Source organism: Vreelandella sp. ssv, assembly GCF_059448525.1.
In genome coordinates, this window is sequence record NZ_CM182545.1 from 288,138 (window position 1) to 306,923 (window position 18,786).

Annotated in this window: 17 protein-coding genes; 15 read left to right on the forward strand and 2 right to left on the reverse strand. The window is 53.8% G+C overall.

The genetic code is table 11. From position 1 onward, the window contains the following. Nucleotide 1: 1 nt before the first annotated feature. The 9 genes from AC5TBW_RS01375 to AC5TBW_RS01415 all read left to right on the forward strand — a co-directional run bounded on the left by AC5TBW_RS01375 (nt 2) and on the right by AC5TBW_RS01415 (nt 10,692). A complete protein-coding gene (locus tag AC5TBW_RS01375) occupies nt 2–1,921 on the forward strand; it encodes a metallophosphoesterase family protein (RefSeq protein ID WP_495510376.1) in 1,920 nt (639 codons plus the stop codon). A gap of 173 nt (nt 1,922–2,094) precedes the next feature. Beyond that, nucleotides 2,095–3,843: a bifunctional diguanylate cyclase/phosphodiesterase gene (locus AC5TBW_RS01380; RefSeq protein WP_495510377.1), complete on the forward strand. Its 1,749-nt coding sequence runs from the start codon at nt 2,095–2,097 to the stop codon at nt 3,841–3,843. A 150-nt stretch (nt 3,844–3,993) separates the two neighbouring features. After that, nucleotides 3,994–4,971 (forward strand): phosphate/phosphite/phosphonate ABC transporter substrate-binding protein, encoded by a 978-nt coding sequence (gene phnD, locus AC5TBW_RS01385; protein WP_495510378.1) that lies wholly within the window; start codon nt 3,994–3,996, stop codon nt 4,969–4,971. Nucleotides 4,972–5,049: 78 nt separating this feature from the next. After that, nucleotides 5,050–5,895, forward strand: a complete 846-nt coding sequence (gene phnC / locus AC5TBW_RS01390; RefSeq protein ID WP_495510379.1) for a phosphonate ABC transporter ATP-binding protein — start codon at nt 5,050–5,052, stop codon at nt 5,893–5,895. Beyond that, nucleotides 5,892–6,749 (forward strand): phosphonate ABC transporter, permease protein PhnE, encoded by an 858-nt coding sequence (phnE, locus tag AC5TBW_RS01395; RefSeq protein WP_495510380.1) that lies wholly within the window; start codon nt 5,892–5,894, stop codon nt 6,747–6,749. The genes phnC and phnE (AC5TBW_RS01395) overlap by 4 nt, the downstream gene beginning before the upstream one ends. 44 nt (nt 6,750–6,793) lie before the next feature. Beyond that, nucleotides 6,794–7,609, forward strand: a complete 816-nt coding sequence (gene phnE, locus AC5TBW_RS01400; protein WP_495510381.1) for a phosphonate ABC transporter, permease protein PhnE — start codon at nt 6,794–6,796, stop codon at nt 7,607–7,609. A gap of 35 nt (nt 7,610–7,644) precedes the next feature. Further along, nucleotides 7,645–8,274, forward strand: coding sequence for a histidine phosphatase family protein (locus AC5TBW_RS01405; RefSeq protein WP_495510382.1), 630 nt, complete (start codon nt 7,645–7,647; stop codon nt 8,272–8,274). Nucleotides 8,275–8,343: 69 nt separating this feature from the next. Further along, nucleotides 8,344–8,817, forward strand: coding sequence for a C40 family peptidase (locus tag AC5TBW_RS01410; protein ID WP_495510383.1), 474 nt, complete (start codon nt 8,344–8,346; stop codon nt 8,815–8,817). Between the two features lie 78 nt (nt 8,818–8,895). Continuing rightward, nucleotides 8,896–10,692, forward strand: coding sequence for a putative bifunctional diguanylate cyclase/phosphodiesterase (locus tag AC5TBW_RS01415; RefSeq protein WP_495510384.1), 1,797 nt, complete (start codon nt 8,896–8,898; stop codon nt 10,690–10,692). Between the two features lie 11 nt (nt 10,693–10,703). On the opposite strand, the gene AC5TBW_RS01420 is transcribed toward AC5TBW_RS01415, so the two are convergent. After that, nucleotides 10,704–11,333 (reverse strand): putative metalloprotease CJM1_0395 family protein, encoded by a 630-nt coding sequence (locus AC5TBW_RS01420; protein ID WP_495510385.1) that lies wholly within the window; start codon nt 11,331–11,333, stop codon nt 10,704–10,706. Between the two features lie 187 nt (nt 11,334–11,520). Between AC5TBW_RS01420 and AC5TBW_RS01425 the strand changes: the two genes are divergently transcribed. The 5 genes from AC5TBW_RS01425 (at nt 11,521) to AC5TBW_RS01445 (ending at nt 15,809) form a co-directional block, all read left to right on the forward strand. Continuing rightward, entirely contained in the window at nt 11,521–11,748 is a 228-nt protein-coding gene (locus AC5TBW_RS01425; RefSeq protein WP_495510386.1) for a DUF2835 family protein, read from the forward strand. An 8-nt stretch (nt 11,749–11,756) separates the two neighbouring features. Then, nucleotides 11,757–12,176, forward strand: a complete 420-nt coding sequence (locus AC5TBW_RS01430; RefSeq protein ID WP_495510387.1) for a hypothetical protein — start codon at nt 11,757–11,759, stop codon at nt 12,174–12,176. 129 nt (nt 12,177–12,305) lie between these two features. Next, nucleotides 12,306–12,881: an antibiotic biosynthesis monooxygenase gene (locus tag AC5TBW_RS01435; protein WP_495510388.1), complete on the forward strand. Its 576-nt coding sequence runs from the start codon at nt 12,306–12,308 to the stop codon at nt 12,879–12,881. Nucleotides 12,882–13,052: 171 nt separating this feature from the next. Further along, nucleotides 13,053–13,724, forward strand: coding sequence for a glutathione S-transferase (locus tag AC5TBW_RS01440; protein ID WP_495510389.1), 672 nt, complete (start codon nt 13,053–13,055; stop codon nt 13,722–13,724). A gap of 288 nt (nt 13,725–14,012) precedes the next feature. Beyond that, a complete protein-coding gene (locus AC5TBW_RS01445; RefSeq protein WP_495511893.1) occupies nt 14,013–15,809 on the forward strand; it encodes a putative bifunctional diguanylate cyclase/phosphodiesterase in 1,797 nt (598 codons plus the stop codon). A 68-nt stretch (nt 15,810–15,877) separates the two neighbouring features. Here the strand turns inward: AC5TBW_RS01445 and nhaD are convergent, their stop codons facing one another. Continuing rightward, entirely contained in the window at nt 15,878–17,356 is a 1,479-nt protein-coding gene (nhaD, locus tag AC5TBW_RS01450) for a sodium:proton antiporter NhaD (RefSeq protein ID WP_495510390.1), read from the reverse strand. A 419-nt stretch (nt 17,357–17,775) separates the two neighbouring features. On the opposite strand from nhaD, the gene AC5TBW_RS01455 reads away from it, so the two are divergent. Next, nucleotides 17,776–18,753, forward strand: coding sequence for a TAXI family TRAP transporter solute-binding subunit (locus tag AC5TBW_RS01455; protein ID WP_495510391.1), 978 nt, complete (start codon nt 17,776–17,778; stop codon nt 18,751–18,753). Nucleotides 18,754–18,786: the final 33 nt, after the last annotated feature.

Sequence of the window (18,786 nt, forward strand, 5' to 3'; positions counted from 1 at the left end):
GATGAATGACACTCATACGCTGCCCGATATTTTAGTTGGTCCCTTACTAAGACGCATCAGCACCACACGACTAGTGCTCTGGGTAGTGGCTTCCCGGGCATTGAATATGACGCTGATCCTGCGACCTGGGCAGAGTGATGCCGAATCGATAGGCTTGGCGCATCATTACCAGTGCATTCCCATCGGCCAGCACGCTTTTATCTATCTAATTGATGTTGAACTTGATTCACCGCTACCCTGCGATGAGCGCATCGAGTACGACCTGCAGGTAGAAACCCAGCAGGGCGAGTGGTGGGCTTTGCCCGAGTGGGCGCCGTGGCTCTGTTATGACGGTGCTGCCTACCCCGCCTTTGTGATTGCGTCACGGCATCACCGCCTGATGCACGGCTCCTGCCGCAAGCCTCATCACGACAGTGCCGATGGCCTGGTGCGCGCTGATAGCTGGCTTGCTGAGCAGCAGTCAGCGCCCACCGAGTGGCCCGCTTGGCTGCTGATGACCGGCGACCAGGTATACGCCGACGACGTGGCAGGGCCGATGCTGCGCGCTGTTCATGCGCTCATTGCAAGGCTGGGGTTGGTGGACGAGCGGCTGGAAGGCGCCACGGTCGACGATAGCCAAGCACTCTATCAATCGCCTGACAGCTACTACCGGCGAGCAGAGTTGCTGCCGGATGTGACCAGCAATGCTGCGCTGCGCGAGCGCTTCTTCGGGGGTGTTAAAAAACCGGTTTTTACCTCGGCCAATGCGCAGAACCACTTGATGACGCTGGCCGAAATGCTCGCCATGTACTGTTTGGTGTGGTCGCCGGTGCCCTGGCAAGTGATTGCGCCCGATGCCCCCGCTTTAGATAAAAAAGACGCCGAACTCTATCGCCAAGAGCAGGCAGTGATTGACGCCTTTGTGGCGGGCTTGCCCCAATGTGCAAGGCTGATGGCACACTTGCCCAGCCTGATGATTTTCGATGACCACGATGTGACCGATGACTGGAACCTGACGGCCGATTGGGAGCGCACTGCCTATGGACATCCGTTCTCTAAACGGATCATCGGCAATGCCTTAGTCGCTTATTTGCTCTGCCAAGCGTGGGGGAACGACCCAGATAAGCTAAATCCATTGGTCCATCACGCTTCAACACTCCTGCGTGATGACAGCCAACCCCTGGTATGTGCTGAGCAAGATGGCTTCATTGAGCGGGTGCTGCGTTTTCAGGGTTGGGAGTTTCAGGTTCCCGGCACGCCCACCTTAATCGTACTGGATACTCGAACCCGCCGCTGGCGCAGCGAACGCAGCCCTAGCCGGCCCTCTGGGTTGATGGATTGGGAGGCGCTCATGGAGATGCAGCAGGCGCTCCTGGGCGCCAAAAGCGCCGTGATTATTTCTCCCGCACCCATGTTTGGCGTCAAGTTGATTGAGAGCATTCAAAAGCTTTTTACCCTTATGGGTAAACCGCTGGTGGTCGATGCCGAAAATTGGATGGCCCACCGTGGCGCAGCCAATACGCTGCTGCAGATTTGGCAGCACTCCAAAACGCCCGGCAACTACGTGATTTTGTCGGGGGATGTGCACTACTCGTTTGTTTACGACATTGTGGTACGCCATCAGCGGCGTTCACCGCACCTGTGGCAGATCACCTCCAGCGGGGTTAAAAACACCTTTCCGAAAAACCTGCTGAATACCTTTGACCGCTTGAATCGATGGCTATATGCACCGTGGTCGCCGCTCAATTGGTTTACCAAGCGACGCAAGCTGAGCGTGCACCCTCGCGATCCTGATCGCGCCAGCGCCGGTGAACGGCTTTGGAATGCCAGCGGCATTGGCTTAGTCACACTGGACGAAAAGGGCCACCCTATCGATATTCGCCAGCTTGACGTCGATGGTAGTGAGGTGGTTTTTCCCCCGGCTGAAAAGCCGCTTACCTGAACGGCCCCGTTCTCGAACGCGACAGGGCGCTAACTGCCTGACTCAGCAGTGGATTGTCATGATAACGTCACGAAAATGACGCACGCTTGCCGCCTATCAATCACCTCCAGGGATGGTGCATTCCATAGGTACCACCACCATTGATTGGGGTGGCAGAATAGGGCAGCAGGCAAATGACCGCACAAGAATCGCAGTGGCTGAAAAAGATCATTGCAACAGAAGAGTTGCATGTTCTTTTTCAGCCCATTGTGGATGCTAGTCAACAGGCCGTTTATGGTTACGAAGCACTGATTCGTGGACCTAAGACCTCGCCGCTTCACTCGCCGTTACGACTGTTTGAAGTTGCCACCCAGGCAGGCAAACTGGTGGAGTTAGATATTCTCTGCCGACGGTTGGCGATTCACCGTTTTGCAGAACTTGAGCTGCCTGGCCTGCTGTTTCTTAACGTGATGCCGTTAACCATCGTAGAGCGTGATTTTCGCGAAGGTTTAACCCTTGGTTTTATTCGTGACAGTGGCTTGCCCCCGGAACGGGTAGTGATTGAGCTCACTGAACACGTGCCCATTCATGATTACGAGCTAATGCGCCAAGCGGTGGATCACTACCGGACGATGGGCTTTCAGGTAGCGCTGGATGATCTTGGCGCGGGGCACTCAAGCCTGCGCCACTGGTCAGAGCTGCGCCCCGATTTCGTCAAACTTGACCGGCACTTTATCTCCGGCATCGACCAGGACCCAGCAAAGCGAGAATTTCTTCGCTCGATTCTCGATGTAGCCCGCAGTCTGGATTGCCAAGTTATCGCCGAAGGGGTGGAAACCGCCGCCGAGCATCTCTGTCTATGGGAGCTCGACCGCGGGCTCGCGCTGCTGCAAGGTTTCTATTTTGCCCGTCCCAGCCAGCAACCGCCCTTAGAGCTCAATATGGTGTTGCCTGCGACCACCCAATTAAAAAGCCCCGCGGGGCGCACTGCGCGCTCGATTTTGCGGGCTATCGACGCCATCACGACAGAGTGCGCAGTGCCGGATATTTCCGAGCGGTTTCGCCAACAGCCCGGCTTGCGCTGTGTCGCGGTGCTAGAGAATGGTAAGCCCGTAGCAGTGGTGCGTCGCAATGCGTTTTTGACCCTGTTTACCAACCCCTACAGCCATGCTTTGTATGCCAAGCGCCGCGTGTTGGATGTGGCTGATGCACGCATGCTGGTGGCTGATGCCGATACGCCGCTCGAGGTTTTGAGCCAGCAATTGACCGATAGCCGGGATATTGAACAGGAGGACTTCGTCATCGTTAATGCTAACGGTGACTATCTTGGGATGGGCAATATTGTTGACCTGCTTCGTGAGATAACCGCTATTCAGGTGCGCCAAGCGCGCCATGCCAACCCGCTGACTGGCCTGCCGGGGAATATCCTGATTAATGAAACCCTGGCCGCTTACTTGGCTGCCGAGCAAGGCTTTGCAGCCGCCTATGTCGACTTAGATAACTTTAAAGCCTTTAACGATGCCTACGGCTACGCGCGAGGTGACCACATCATTATTTCACTCTCACGGCTGCTGCAGGCGCAGGTGGAGAATGCCGGTGGCTTTATCGGCCATATTGGCGGTGATGATTTTATGATGCTACTACCGCTCGGCCATTGGGAGAGCGTCTGTGACCAAATCTTACGCTCTTTCGAAGTGCTTGCGCCCGGTTTCTATGAAGAGGCTGACCGTCTACAAGGTGGGATTCTGATCGAAAACCGGCAAAACAGCGTGACATTTTTCCCTTTCGTTAGTGTATCAATCGCAGTGAAACCTATTTCTGACACCACCACCTGCAGAGCGCTGGACATTGCCGCTGAGCTGTCTGAATTGAAGCATCAAGCCAAAAAAATTCCTGGGAATAGTCTGTTTGTAGAGCGTCGTGGTAGTTGTTTGAGCCGCTAAAGCGCTATGTCATTAAAGAACCATATCATTAAAAAGCCATGTCATTTTGCGTTAGCCAAAACGTCACCAAGCAGTCATATAAATGCCGCGCCGTTGTCATCTGAAGTGGTCAGGATTGTCGCTATCTTTTAACAACGCGTTAGGTGCCCCATGCAGACATCCTCTTTAATTCATGCGCTTCCCCGTACTCTTATCAGCGCTGCCGTTGCCAGTGCTTTCGCTTTTGCTGCGGTGAATGCCTCAGCGGATCTCTCATCGCGTTATGTCGATAACGATGGCGATATGGTCGCTGATGCACCCAGCGATGAGTCTCAGTGGGTCGATCCCGAAACGCTAGTGTTTGCCTACACGCCGGTGGAAGACCCAGCGGTTTACGCTGACGTATGGTCTGACTTTCTGGAGCATTTAAGCGAAGCAACCGGCAAAAAGGTCCAGTTCTTCCCCGTGCAGTCCAATGCCGCCCAGCAGGAAGCGCTGCGCGCAGGCCGTTTGCACGTAGCCGGTTTTAATACCGGTGGCGTACCGGTTGCGGTCAACTGCGGTGGTTTCCGTCCGTTTGCCATGATGGCGGCAGACGATGGCAGCTTTGGTTATGAAATGGAGATCATCACCTATCCGGGGAGCGGCATTGAGTCTGTTGAAGACCTGCAGGGCCGCCAGCTTGCGTTCACTTCCGAGACCTCCAACTCCGGTTTTCGTGCACCGTCTGCCCTGCTGCGCTCCGAGTACGGTATGGAAGCGGGCGAAGATTTTGAAACCGCTTTTTCTGGCTCCCACGACAATTCCATCCTGGGCGTGGTCAACGAAGATTACGACGCGGCAGCGATCGCTAATTCCGTGGGCAAACGAATGATTTCCCGTGGCGTCGTCAGCGAGGGTGACTACGACATTATTTACACCTCAGAAACCTTCCCGACCACCGCTTACGGTTTGGCGAACAATCTGAACCCTGAGCTTGCCGAAAAAATTCAGGACGCGTTCTTCAGCTATGACTGGGCAGGCACCCCGCTGGAAGCAGAATTTGCCAACTCCGGTGAAGCGCAGTTTATTCCGATTACCTATCAGGAAAACTGGTCGGTTATTCGCACCATTGCCGATGCTAACGGTGTGACTTACGACTGCGACTGATCGATTGGGTAGACGCTACTGCTCGGCCAGGAAGGCTAACCTTTCTGGCCGTTTCGCTATACAGACGAGGTGGGAAAAATGTTAACACTCAGCGGCGTAGGCAAGCGCTACCCCACCGGGGATCGGGCGCTAACGGATATTGAACTCACGCTGCCCAAAGGACAGGTGATGGCGCTGATTGGGCCGTCCGGCGCGGGTAAAAGTACGCTTATCCGCTGTGTAAACCGGTTGGTTGAACCCTCCCAGGGCAGCATCCGCCTGGAAGGCACCGAGCTGACCAGGCTCTCAGGCCATAAGCTTCGCCACGCACGGCGATCAATGGGGATGATTTTCCAGGAGTATGCACTGGTAGACAGACTCACCGTGATGGAGAACGTGCTCTCAGGTCAGCTCGGTTATGTCGGTTTTTGGCGCAGTTTTTTGCGTCGTTATCCCCAGGAAGCGGTGGTCGAAGCCTTTCGGCTACTCGAGCGGGTGGGGCTTCCTCACGCTATCGATAAGCGCGCCGATGCCCTTTCCGGTGGTCAGCGCCAGCGTGTCGGTATCGCCCGGGCGCTACTGCAGAGTCCCAAGCTACTCTTAGTTGACGAACCTACCGCCAGTCTCGACCCGAAAACCTCGCGTCAAATCATGCGTCTGATTCGCGAGCTTTGCGCGGAGCGTGATTTGGCGGCGATCATCAATATTCACGATGTGGCGTTGGCTCAGCAGTTTGCCGACCGAATTGTTGGCCTGCGGGCTGGAAAAATTGTCTTTGACGGTCTGCCTAGCGAACTCACCAGCGAAATGCTCACAACCATTTATGGTGAAGAGGATTGGGACACGACTCCTGAGCCGATGGACGACGACACGGCTGACGATGCTTTAGAAGCGTCTTCTTACCCGCCTAGCCTACCGGCGATGGCCGCGGGGCGCGCTCGATGAGTGAATTGGCAGACGCACCGCTAACAGAAGGGCAGCCAGAGGGGCTGGTGCGCCAACAGGCTGCTCGACAGGGCCATTGGCGGCGCCTGCCGCTGATTCATAACCCACGCTTGCGCTGGGGGTTGGCGATTGGCGCAGTGGTTTATGTGGTGTTGGCGCTCTCCTCGGTAGACGTTAACTGGGCGCGGGTATCGGAAGGCGCGGCGCGGGCGGTTAATTTTCTGGGTGCTTTTATGCAGCCCGATTTTGCTAGCCGTCAGAGCGATATTGTGGCGGGCCTGATGGAAAGTTTGACCATGACGCTCACCTCTACGGTAGTGGGCGTTTTGTTGGCGATTCCTGTGGGCCTAGGGGCGGCGCGCAATATCTCACCCTTGCCGATCTACTTTGTGTGTCGCGGCATTATTGCCGTTTCGCGCACCTTTCAAGAGATCATCATCGCGATTCTGTTTGTGGTCATGTTCGGCTTTGGGCCGCTGGCGGGGATGATCACCCTGGCTTTTGCGACGATTGGCTTTATGGCCAAGCTGTTGGCGGAAGATATTGAAGACCTGGATTGGCGTCAGGTAGAAGCCGTGCGGGCCACCGGGGCAAGCTGGTGGCAAACCATGAACCATGCGGTTCAGCCGCAGGTTATGCCGCGTTTGATCGGGCTTTCGGTTTATCGACTGGATATCAATTTCCGCGAATCGGCGGTGATTGGCATTGTCGGGGCGGGTGGTATCGGCGCCACGCTGAACACCTCGCTAAGCCGCTATGAGTACGATACGTCTGCCGCGATTCTGTTGGTCATCATCGCGATTGTGCTGCTGTGCGAATACAGCTCAAGCCATGTCCGCCGCTGGACCCAGTAAACGCTTATTAGCCATCCCTGGCCTGTTATTTTTGGAGAATCGCGATGCCCGTATCTACTAACTGCCAGGGTCTGCCGGTTTGGCGGCGGCGCACCACCCGAGCCCAATGGCTGCAATACCTGGTGTGGTTGGCGGGTGTCAGCCTATTTCTGCTCTGCTGGAAGGTGATTTCCGATAACACCATGTGGGTGTTTGTCGAAGACGCTGGCCGCCAGGGCGCCGACCTGATTAGTCGCATGATGCCGCCGGAGTGGAGCTATGCCAATGTGCTCTGGAAGCCCATGTGGGACACGCTGAATATAGCAACGCTCGGTACCGTGATCGGCGTCATGATGGCATTTCCAGTGGCGTTTTTAGCCGCGCGAAATACGACGCCACACCCACTGGTGCGCAGTGTGGCACTAGTGGTGATTGTGTCATCCCGCTCCATCAACTCGCTGATCTGGGCGATGCTGTTAGTGACGATTCTCGGCCCCGGCGTACTCGCGGGCATTATCGCCATCGCGCTGCGCTCGATCGGTTTTGTCGGCAAGCTGCTTTATGAGGCGATTGAAGAGATCCACCCCACGCCGGTAGAGGCGATTAGCGCTACCGGCGCGAGTCGCATGCAGGTGATGAACTATGGCGTGTTACCGCAAATCATGCCTGCCTTTGCCGGGATTAGTGTTTACCGCTGGGATATTAATATCCGCGAATCGACGGTCTTGGGTTTGGTCGGGGCGGGCGGTATTGGTTTGCAGTTAAATGCCTCGATCAACAGCCTTGCCTGGGATCAGGTCAGCGTTATTTTCATTATGATTTTCGCTACCGTGCTGGTGTCGGAGTGGATTTCCGCACGCGTGCGCCACGCGATTATTTAACGCCGAGAGTGGCGCCCGCAGGCAAGGAGTCGAGTATGCGTTTTCCAGGTGCAGAGATCACCACCATTGACTTGTTACGCCACGGTGAGCCGGTAGGCGGGCGCATGCTGCGCGGCTCCACCGATCACCCGCTGAGTGAGACAGGCTGGCAGCAGGTGACGGAGGCCGTGATGCGGCATACGGTTGAGGGCCACCTGCCTTATGATGCGATTGTCACCTCACCATTAACGCGCTGTCGGGAGTTTGCGCTGTGGCTGGGCGAAGAGTTTGATTTGCCCGTACAGGTGGAGGATGACCTAGCCGAGCTGCATTTGGGGCAGTGGGAGGGTAAAACTCACGCTCAGGTATTTGCTGAGGAGGGCACCGAACGAATGAGTGCTTTTTGGTACGACCCCACAGCGGTGTCACCGCCGGACGGTGAAACCATCCAGACTTTCGATGCGCGCCTCGCTGAGGTGTGGCAGCAACTTATTGCCAGCCCGCCAGGAAAGCATGTGCTAATCGTGGCGCACCTATTTGTCTGCAATGGACTATTGCGCCAAGTGATTGAACAACCGCTTGCGCGGGTGCTGGCGATGGATTTGCCCTATGCGTCGATGAGCCGGGTGCGCCATGAGCGCCATTTACTGGGTGAAACGACCTTTGTGGAGTGGATTGGCCGTTAACTATTTATTGGCGGCTGGCATGCTTTGCGCCATCATGAAGGCACGTTGGCTTATCGGAGCGGCTGCCCCATGTTTTTGGCTCGTCTGTTGTTTCCTTGCCTAGTAATGCTGGTATTGGCGGGCTGTGCGAGCCGCGATCTTACCCCTATCGAGGCACCCCCCAATCGTGCGGGACTCTCTATGGAGCGCGCACTGATTCTTTCCCATGCCCAGCAGGCCATAGGCACGCCGTATCGTTTCGGCGGCAATACGCCGGCGGGGTTAGATTGTTCCGGTCTGGTGGAGATGACGTATCGTGCGGCGGGTATTCCCGTGCCGCGCACCGCCGACGAGCAGTTTCGCGCACTGCCCCAAGTCGAGGCGCCACGCCCTGGCGATTTGTTGTTCTTTGGCGACCGCCGCAAAGCGACCCATGTGGGTATTTACCGTGGCGATGGCCAGATGATTCATGCGCCTGGTAATGGCCGGGCCGTGGTCAGTGTGCCGTTAGAAATCGACTATTGGCAGGCGCGCTTTCTAGGGGCCGCCAGTCCCGCCCCTTAAGTTATTTCCTTTACGGCCGATAATGTACTGTGCGCTACAGCAACGGATCAATAACAACGACGAGGAGAGCAAAGACGTATGTATGAATCCTTGAATTTATCGAAGGAACAGTCTTTGTCTCAACAGTCCTCCCAGCCAACACCCGTACTACCCCTTTCAAAATCGATGCCGGCAGCGTTTGTTAGCAATACGTCGTCTCCCGCTGAGTCTGTATTTTGTTACGCCAACGAGGCGATCATTATTACCGATGCGGAAAATCGGGTGGTGGAAGTGAACCCTGCCTTTTGCGAGTTAACGGGGATTACGCTGGGCGATGTACAAGGCAAAACGCCTGAAGCGTTTAGCATTTTGCCGCTGGATGATAGCCGTACGACGCGGCTAATGCGCGAAGAGCTACAGCTGCGGGACCGCAGTAAAAGCCAAGTGAGCTATCGCAGCCACGATGGCCAGTTTTATCCTGGAATGATGTCGATTAATCGCGTGCGAGATGAGCATGGTAAAATTGACCACCATGTGATTGTGCTCGCCGACCTTTCGGCTATTCCCGCTCATGCACGCCATCTCAATCGGGAAGTCTATTTCGATGCCCTGACGGGGCTTCCTAACCTGCAACTGCTGACGCAACTGATTCAGGAGTCAATGCAGCACGCAGAAGCAAAGCAACTGCCATTGGCGGTGTGCTCGCTGGATATCGATTTCTTCAAAAACATTAATGATCGGCTGGGTTCGCCGGTGGGTGATGCGCTGCTTACTGCGTTTTCCCAGCGAATAAGCCATCTGCTCTTTGGTGATGATGTCTTGGCGCGGGTGGGGGGCGACGAGTTTGTGCTGTTACTCCACCACGGCATAGGCGATGATTTTTTTGAGAAATTGTTATCCACCATTCGCCAACCGCTAATGGTGGACGGGCAGAGTATTCACTTGACGGCCAGTTTAGGGGTAACGCTCTACCCTAACGACCACGTTCAAGGCGATGTTTTGTTGCGACACGCTAACCAGGCGATGTATCGCGCCAAACAGCGTGGTCGCGATACGTTTCATCTGTTTGATCCTAACCATGACCGTTTGCTGCAGGTTCGCCATGAGCAGCGTCAGCGGTTTATCGATGCGCTCAATCATAATGAGCTGTGCCTTTACTATCAGCCACAGGTCGATATGCGCAGTGGCAAGGTGGTTGGCCTCGAAGCGCTCATTCGTTGGCAGCACCCTGATGAGGGATTGCTGGCGCCCGGCCAGTTTTTGCCCATTATCGATACCACGCCGTTAGAAGTGAAGTTGGGTGAGTGGGTGATTGAGCGGGCGCTTTGCCAGTTGGCGGAATGGCATGCCCAAGGCATCACGCTACCCATTAATGTGAATATAAGCCCGACGCATTTATTAGTGAGTAATTTTAGCCAGCGCTTAGCGGAACTATTGGCACGTCATCCTGATGTCCCGCCATCAATGCTGAAGCTTGAAGTGTTGGAGAGCGCCGCGATGCATGATGTTCAGGCTGCGCTGCAGAATATGTCGCGTTGTCAGGCCTTAGGCGTAAGCTTTGCTATCGATGACTTTGGTACCGGGTTTTCGTCGTTAACTCATCTGCGTCAACTACCGGTCAACTTGATCAAAATTGATCAGAGTTTCGTGCGCGATATGCTTAGTGATCAAGATGATATGGCGATTGTGGAAAGCGTCATTTACATGGCTAATCGCTTTAAGCGGCCCATGCTAGCGGAAGGCGTTGAGACACTTGAGCATGCTAAAGCGCTAATGGCATTGGGGTGCGAGTTAGCACAGGGCTATGGCATTGCTCGCCCGATGCCCGCTGATGTTCTTCCTGCTTGGTTGGCGAATTGGCCAGCGCGGGAAGAGTGGCGCTCACTCGCCATTTAGATAGTTAAGCGTTAAGCAGCCTGCGTTTCAGCTTCGGGCTCATCAGTGGTAACGGACGCATCAGCGGCACCGGCACTGCGGGCTTGCTGCATTTCACTGCGCTGCATGGCCGCTTCTAGCTTGGCTTCAAGTAAATACTGGCGGGCTTGAGCGGCTACTTGGTGATCCTTGGGAGATGGATCCGCAGGGGCCATTGCCGCCGCGATAACGGTCTGCATTTTCTCGATAGTGGCTTGGGGGTCATTGGGCACCGGGCCATAGTCGATCGGTACCTCTCCGGCAACTGCATAGCGTTTGCCATCGGGACCCTCTTCATAGTCGTAGCTGGCGCCGCCCGTATAGGCACCGCCCGCTACTTGGTGGGCCATCTCGTGCTGACGTACCTCACGGTCGGTCTGCTTAAGCTGCTCTAACTGCTGGATTTCTTCCGGCGCCATGGGGGTGCCATCAGCCCGCTTCGGGCCAACTGTTTCGCTGCTTTTCTCTTCGTTTGTGCTGGCGCTGCGGGAATCGCTAGACGTCGTCGTGTCTTCTTCAATCTCACGGCTATTTGCCACTGACTCAACGCGCGACGGAGAAGCGTTTACCACGGGAGTTGCCCATGCAGTGAGAGAAACGGTGCTAATGGAAGAAATGGCCATAGGTCACTACCGACGAAGTACGAGTTGGGATACCGTTAAGTATTAGCGAGCGATGCCGACAGTGCAAGTAAGTGCTATGCGTTTCGTCGCGCAACTTATTTGCCATGATTGTTTTTGTCATGAGTCTATTTGTCATAAATCTGTTTATCATGAGCCTATCTATCTCATTGCTCTCTAAATCAATTTTATGCCAACCATTGATGTGGACATCAATCTCAATTACGACGAGTGTCTAGCCCATTACGAAGGGCGCATTGCCAATGTGCGTACCCGCAGTGTGGATGGCCGCTGGGTAATATTTCCTGCCGAGGCGATTCGCCGAGTGGTAAGCCGTGATGGCGTGCGTGGTACCTACCGGTTAAGTTTTTCTGATCAGGGCCGATTTATCAGTATTGTCGCTTTAACCAGACGTTGAGCTACCTTATGCACAGTTCTATGCACCGTTATGAAACATCGATCACGTTACATGAACTCATTTATTCCGTTATTCCTAATTTAAACAGTGCAGAAAAATTAGTCTTTTCCACGCTGGAAAGCCTAATTGATGCGGCTACAAACCCTTTGGACATTATGAAGCGCACCGATCAACGGCAGGCGTTTGGGTTGGAAGTACACCGTATAAGAATCAATTTGGAGCACCTGCTAAGCCGCTATCGGGACGAGGTTGAGGACGTTCTGCGCACGGAAGGCGAGTATAAAGGGCCGATAGTGAAGCCCGATCACCAAGAGGCCGATGCGATACACAGCGCCGTGGAAATTTATCGGCACGTTTGTGCGTTTCAGCGCGGAGAGAGTCCCCACCCTGTTCCCGGGCGTGATACCTCGCTACGCAAACTGATATAACTTAAACAGTCACACCATGGCATCAACATTGCTTGTATAATGTGCCCATTGGACTTTTCAGGCTTATCCGCTTGAGAGCAAACAGCCCGCTTACCCGGCATTGGCTGTGGACACTTTAGGAGATATACCATGTCTGCCTCACCTGTCACTTTGATGGTGGCTCGTCGCGTTGAGCACGGCCGCTACTTCGATTTTAATCGTTGGCTAAATGAAGGTCGCGAGCTGGCGGCTGATTTTGCTGGCTACCTCGGCTCTGGCGTATTGGCACCACCCGCGGATGACGATGAATATCAGATTATCTTTCGCTTTAGCAGCAGCGAAACGTTAGCCGCCTGGGAACACTCAGCCTCGCGCAACGCGTGGCTGGCGCGCGGTAAAGGGTTGTATGAGGCGCCCCAAGAGCACCGTGCCACTGGACTCGATACCTGGTTTCAAAACAGCGGAAACAGCGCACCGCCGCGTTGGAAGCAGGCCGTGGCCGTTTGGTTGGCGTTCTTTCCTATCTCGCTGCTTTTTCAGTTTGTATTTGGTGGCGTATTGGCCGACTGGGCATTGTTGCCACGGGTGGTCGTGAGCACTTTAATGCTGACGCCAGTGATGGTATTTGTATTTATTCCCCTCTCTATGCGCTTACTAGCCCCCTGGCTACAAGGCAAATGGTCACCGCTTGATTTACTGTCGCGGTGGCGTCACGCTCATCGTTAACCATTTGCTTTAGTTCGGCGCTTCCATGAGGTTAAGCACTGCTGGGATACTAATCTTAGTACAATGATCCTATGATGATGGGCTTTATAATACTAAGCTGAATATGCCAGCAGAAAAGAATAACTGTCGCCAGTGCAATGCTGGCGTACAACTAAGCCCCATGGAGTGTTTATGATCCACGTTCACCATCTGGAAAAGTCTCGTTCGCATCGTATTCTATGGCTATTAGAAGCCCTTGAACTGGACTATGAGCTGGTTGTTTACCAACGCGATGGCAAAACACAGCAAGCGCCTGCTTCGTTGAAGAAAATTCATCCGCTGGGTAAATCACCTGTCATTACCGATGGTGAACTGACTGTCGCCGAGTCGGGGGCGATCATTGATTACCTTTTACAGCGTTATGGGCAGGGGCGTTGCCAACCGTCTGCTGACGAGATGCATGCTTGGGTAGATTACCGTTACTGGCTACATTATGCCGAAGGCTCCTTGATGCCGCTGCTGGTCATGCAGCTTGTGTTTGGACAGCTTCCCAAGCAGTCGCCCTGGTTTATCAAGCCACTGGCAAAGGGCATTAGCGATACGGTGAGTAAGCGCTTTCTAGCACCACAGCTGAAACAGCACCTCTCGTTTATTAATCAGCACTTATCGGAAAACGACAATTTTGCTGGGCCATGGCCGAGTGGTGCAGACATTCAGATGAGCTTTCCGCTACAGGCGGTGGCTGCCGTTCAGTCCTTAGAAAAATACCCTGCCATTGCTGCTTTTGTGTCGCGTATTGAACAAGATGCAGCGTGGCAACGAGTGGTAGAGCGTGCGGGTCCGCTTACCATTCCTGGACAGTGAAGAGCTGCTATGCGTTATTCGGTAGCTGTTAATAATAGCCGCCAAATGTTTAAAAAAGCCGTTTCTCAACGGTTCATTGGTCGGCTAAAAGCGGGTGCTGGGCTGCTTATATGTACGTGTTTACACGCACCGTATAGCTTCGCAAGTGTCACCCAGCAAACAGCCGCTATTTACCTCGCTGAGCGAGCAGAGCTCAGCGAGGAGCTGCTATACCCCAGTCTTTTCAACAGTGCTGACACTATTTCTAGTCTGGCGTTAATAGCCTCTTCGGCAACACTTCCCATTGATATGCTGCGTCGCGTTGACGAGTACATGGGGCGTTGGGGCATTATTCTATTAGCCATTTTTCTGTTTTTGGCACTGGTGGGTAATGTTTTACTGAAGCGACGCATGCAGCAAAACCGGGCTTTGCTGCAAACCAATAAAGAGATGCTGGCGACAATATTGGATAGCGTCGATGCATTTATTTATATCAAGTCTCCCACCTTAGAGTACCAATACGTTAATCGCCGCATCAGCGATCTATTTGGTTTACCTGCCGAAAAAATTATCGGTAAGCGGGATGCTGATTTTTTTGACGCAGGAAGTGCTGCCGCACTCGATCAAGTTGACCGTAATGTATTAGCGTCAGGCAAAAAAGTGACCGTCGAAGAGAGCAATGTTTTACAGGGTGAAAGCCGAGTAAGAACGTTCTTATCGATTAAAATGCCGCTTTCGATGTCACCTGGCGCCACGCCTTCACTTTGCGGTATTTCGACAGAACTCACCGACTATCTTGAAATGCAGTCGCGCACTCACTATTTAGCCTTCTATGACTCGCTGACGGGGCTACCTAACCGCCGACTACTGATGGACTCTTTAACGGCCGCGATTGATCATGATGAGTGGGCCGCCTCCCATAGTGCATTGCTCGTCGTTGACCTGGATAACTTTCGTTTGGTGAACGACATTCAGGGCCATGAAAGCGGCGATCAGCTGTTGATTAATGTCGCTGAACAGTTACGTCAGCGGCTAGAGACAGAGGTCACGTTGGCGCGCTTTAGCAGCGATGAGTTTGTGGTGCTGATGAACGATTTAGGCGAACAGCAGACGGATGCCGCATTGAAAGCGGAGCGTATCGCGCGTCAATTGCTGGAAACGATCGCTCAATTACGCAATAGCCACTCGTTACCCGTCAGTGCGAGTATCGGCATTTCACTGTTTGCTGGCTGTGAGCACAGTATGGACAGCGTGCTACAACAGGCAGACATGGCCTTGCAGCAAGCCAAGCATGCTGGGGGCAATACGCTGTGCTTTTTTAACGCTGAGATGCAGACCAGTGTGCTGAAAAGGGCCAGCTTGGAAGCCGACCTACATCAAGCGCTGGAGCGTAATGAGCTGGCGCTGCACTACCAAGTGCAGGTTGACCACCAGGGTGTGACCACCGGCGTTGAAGCACTGTTGCGCTGGTATCATCCCCAGCGTGGCTGGGTCTCCCCGGCGACGTTTATACCTCTGGCGGAGGAGAATCGCTTAATCGTACCCATCGGGCATTGGGTGCTACGCTCGGCCTGTGAGCAGTTGGCAAAGTGGTCGCATCAAGCGGCGTATGCCTCTTTAAGCATTTCCGTTAACGTCAGTTCAGTCCAGTTTCAGCAGCCAGATTTCGTGCGTGATGTAGAAGCGTTGTTAGCCGAGACTCAAGCGCCGCCGGGTCGTTTGGTGCTGGAAGTGACCGAGAGCCTGTTGATGCGCGAGCCCGTTCGGGTGCGTAATACGATGCTCAAACTTCGCGCCAAGGGGATTCGCTTCGCGTTGGATGACTTTGGCACCGGCTACTCATCGCTGAGTTATTTGAAACGCTTACCCCTAGATGAGTTGAAAATAGATCAATCGTTTATCCACGAACTGCTCACGGATAAAACAGACGCGGCAATCGTTGATACCACGATTCTGTTAGCGGTAAGTCTTGGTTTAACAGTGGTGGCGGAAGGTGTTGAGAAAAAAGAGCAGCTTGATTGGCTAAGAGGCCATGGCTGTTACCGCTATCAAGGCTACCTGTTTGGTCGCCCTACGCCGATTGAGTATCTTTTCGAGAGTTTTTAAGCGGCTATATAAAACCCCTTTCCAGTATGCTGAAAAGGGGTAAGCACGATTAAAGTCACATGCCTGCTTCAGTTAAAAAGCGCGAAGCTATCAGCGTTGAGCCACATGTGTACCAAAATGCTGGCGATATAGCCGAGCAAAATTACCGGTGACCAGCGCAAGTGGCCCATAAACGTATATGATCCTCTTGCTTGGCCCATCACAGCGACCCCCGCCGCTGACCCAATCGACAGCAGGCTGCCCCCAACGCCTGCGGTTAAGGTAATCAGCAGCCATTGGCCATGGGACATATCGGGCTCCATCGTGAGCACCGCAAACATAACGGGAATGTTATCGATCACCGCTGAAACAACCCCTAGCGTAATGTTAGCCGCAGTGGCGTTCCAGCCGGTGTAGAGCGCTTCTGATAACAGGCCGAGGTAGCCCATAAAGCCAAGCCCACCAACGCACATCACCACCCCATAGAAGAACAGCAACGTATCCCACTCGGCGCGCGCCACGCGGTTGAAGACATCAAACGGCACCACGCTACCCAGCTGCTCCAGCTTGCGGTTATCGCCAAGGCGGCTATAGCGCTCTCGCTTAACTTCCAGCGAGCGGGGTAGGCTGCGGCGCAGGTAGTAGCCGAAGAACTGCAAGTAGCCCAGGCCAGTCATCATACCCAGTACCGGCGGAAGGTGGAGCACCACGTGGCACAGTACGGCAGTAATAATGGTCAATAAAAACAGCCCTACAATGCGACGGGCACCGCGCTTCATCCACACATCTTCATAAACGCTAGCGGGTTTCTCGTCCTTAATGAACAGGCTCATGATGGAGGCAGGAATGAGGAAGTTAACTAGTGAGGGGACGAACAGGATGAAGAACTCCTGGAACTCCACCATGCCAGCTTGCCACACCATTAGGGTGGTAATATCGCCAAAGGGACTAAACGCACCCCCTGCGTTGGCGGCAACGACGATATTGATACAAGCAACATTAATAAACCGCTGGTCGCCCTCTGCCACCTTAGTCACCACTGCACACATCAATAGCGCAGTGGTGAGGTTGTCGGCGATCGGTGAAAGCACAAACGCGAGACCACCGGTCAGCCAGAAAAGCGTTCGGTAGTTGAAACCCTTGCGTAGCATCCAGGAGCGCAGGGCATCAAAGACTCGGCGCTCTTCCATCGCATTGATATACGTCATGGCCACCAGCAAGAACAGCATCAGCTCGGTGAACTCCAAAAGCGTCATGCGGAAAGCATACTCTGATGCTTCTGACATTCCGTTTTGAACATACACCCAGCCGATGAGGCTCCAGATGATACCGGCCGCGACTAACACTGGTTTAGACTTACGCATATGGATCTTTTCTTCTGCCATCACTAACGCGTATGCCAGAACGAAAATAGCCACTGCAAAGAAACCAACGGCAGACGTTGTTAAATCTAACCCACCGGTTACCGCAAAAGCGCTGGGACTTACGCCTAATAGTAAGGCCGCTAACAAAAAAAGCCAGCGACGATATAATCGTGGCTGGCAAGAGGGTTGGCACAACGTAGGCATGTGACGTTCTTCCTCATGGTTAAGTTGTCAGGAGTAGTTAAAATCGACGCCAGTTTACCAGCCTATAATGCATCGCAATACTTTATAAAAACGAACGAAAGTAGTTCTTCTTAGGGTAATAGCATCTTTTTTTAGGAAATTAATCTTTTAGGTAATGGTAACTTTAACAACATTAGTTTCGCCTAAGTGCTGATTTAAATGTGGTGGTTATACTATTGCCGAATAGTATTATTAAATAATCGCTATTTTTTTATATTTCCTTTTACTAATGCACACTTTTACTATCACCGCTCAACCCCAGGCGAGGCTGCCCGTTTGGGCATAGGCATGGTATGTTGACGCCCCCTACGCCCATTGCTGGGTAACATAAAACAAGGCTCGTTAGACAACGGCCGCTGGGTACGTTAAGGAAAATTAAGATGCGTCATTCATTTCGCTCCCTTCGCCGCACGCTTGGCGTGTCGGCGGCTACGCTAGTGCTGGCAAGTACCGCTTTCTCTGCCCACGCTGAAACACGGGTGACCTATAAATCGGCTTCTGCAGGTACCGCCTACTATCAGATGGGTGTAGAACTCTCAGAAGCCATCCGCCAGGGGACGGATGACGCGATTATTCTGACCCTTGAAGAGAGTCAGGGCTCGGTACAAAACGTCATGGAAGTCATGGCCCGTCAAGGCAACTACGTGTTTACCACGCCGCCTGCGCTAGTCGATCAGGCCATGGCAGGTGAAGGCGCCTTTGCAGAGCGTCATAACCCTCGCTTTCAAGAGATTCGTGGTCTGTTCCCGATCCCCTCTATCACCATGCACTTTGTGCTAGCGGGCGATGAAGGCGCGACCAGTATTTCTGCGCTGGAAGGCAAGCATTTATTGATTGGGCGCGGCACATTTGGCGCCCGCGAAGCAGCTCGTTACCTGGAGCTGTTTGGTCTGGACGAGAGTGTTCAAATTGCCGATGCTGCCATTGGTAGTGGCCCGGATGCACTTAAAAATGGTCAGATTGATGGCTTTGTGACGGCCAGCTCTTTCCCGTCGCCCAACGTGATCGAGACCGCCGCGAGTATGCCGGTCTCGTTGGTCAGCCTGACCGATGTGCAAATTGAGCAAACCGGTGCGCCTCGCCAAACGATCCCCGGCGGCACCTACCCCGGCGTTGATAAAGATGTCGAAACCACATCGCTGCCGGTGATTGCCTACACCACCACGTTTATGGACGAAGACACCGCCTACACGCTGACCAAAACGTTCTGGGAGCGCCGCGATGCCATGGCAGAAGAGGCTGCTTGGTGGAGCAGTATTACCCCTGCAATGTTAGAAAACATGACGGGCACGCTCCACCCTGGGGCGCTGCGCTACTACGAAGAAGCGGGAATCGAGGTGCCTGACACCCTGCGCTAATCCTCTCTTTCATCTCTCCGCTGCCACAGTGTT

What these genes read in the sequence shown, in the direction of transcription:
- AC5TBW_RS01375 (WP_495510376.1), top strand. Translation starts at nt 2, where the DNA reads ATGAATGACACTCATACGCTGCCCGATATTTTAGTTGGTCCCTTACTA.
- AC5TBW_RS01380 (WP_495510377.1), top strand. Translation starts at nt 2,095, where the DNA reads ATGACCGCACAAGAATCGCAGTGGCTGAAAAAGATCATTGCAACAGAA.
- phnD (WP_495510378.1), top strand. Translation starts at nt 3,994, where the DNA reads ATGCAGACATCCTCTTTAATTCATGCGCTTCCCCGTACTCTTATCAGC.
- phnC (WP_495510379.1), top strand. Translation starts at nt 5,050, where the DNA reads ATGTTAACACTCAGCGGCGTAGGCAAGCGCTACCCCACCGGGGATCGG.
- phnE (WP_495510380.1), top strand. Translation starts at nt 5,892, where the DNA reads ATGAGTGAATTGGCAGACGCACCGCTAACAGAAGGGCAGCCAGAGGGG.
- phnE (WP_495510381.1), top strand. Translation starts at nt 6,794, where the DNA reads ATGCCCGTATCTACTAACTGCCAGGGTCTGCCGGTTTGGCGGCGGCGC.
- AC5TBW_RS01405 (WP_495510382.1), top strand. Translation starts at nt 7,645, where the DNA reads ATGCGTTTTCCAGGTGCAGAGATCACCACCATTGACTTGTTACGCCAC.
- AC5TBW_RS01410 (WP_495510383.1), top strand. Translation starts at nt 8,344, where the DNA reads ATGTTTTTGGCTCGTCTGTTGTTTCCTTGCCTAGTAATGCTGGTATTG.
- AC5TBW_RS01415 (WP_495510384.1), top strand. Translation starts at nt 8,896, where the DNA reads ATGTATGAATCCTTGAATTTATCGAAGGAACAGTCTTTGTCTCAACAG.
- AC5TBW_RS01420 (WP_495510385.1), bottom strand. Translation starts at nt 11,333, where the DNA reads ATGGCCATTTCTTCCATTAGCACCGTTTCTCTCACTGCATGGGCAACT.
- AC5TBW_RS01425 (WP_495510386.1), top strand. Translation starts at nt 11,521, where the DNA reads ATGCCAACCATTGATGTGGACATCAATCTCAATTACGACGAGTGTCTA.
- AC5TBW_RS01430 (WP_495510387.1), top strand. Translation starts at nt 11,757, where the DNA reads ATGCACAGTTCTATGCACCGTTATGAAACATCGATCACGTTACATGAA.
- AC5TBW_RS01435 (WP_495510388.1), top strand. Translation starts at nt 12,306, where the DNA reads ATGTCTGCCTCACCTGTCACTTTGATGGTGGCTCGTCGCGTTGAGCAC.
- AC5TBW_RS01440 (WP_495510389.1), top strand. Translation starts at nt 13,053, where the DNA reads ATGATCCACGTTCACCATCTGGAAAAGTCTCGTTCGCATCGTATTCTA.
- AC5TBW_RS01445 (WP_495511893.1), top strand. Translation starts at nt 14,013, where the DNA reads ATGCTGCGTCGCGTTGACGAGTACATGGGGCGTTGGGGCATTATTCTA.
- nhaD (WP_495510390.1), bottom strand. Translation starts at nt 17,356, where the DNA reads ATGCCTACGTTGTGCCAACCCTCTTGCCAGCCACGATTATATCGTCGC.
- AC5TBW_RS01455 (WP_495510391.1), top strand. Translation starts at nt 17,776, where the DNA reads ATGCGTCATTCATTTCGCTCCCTTCGCCGCACGCTTGGCGTGTCGGCG.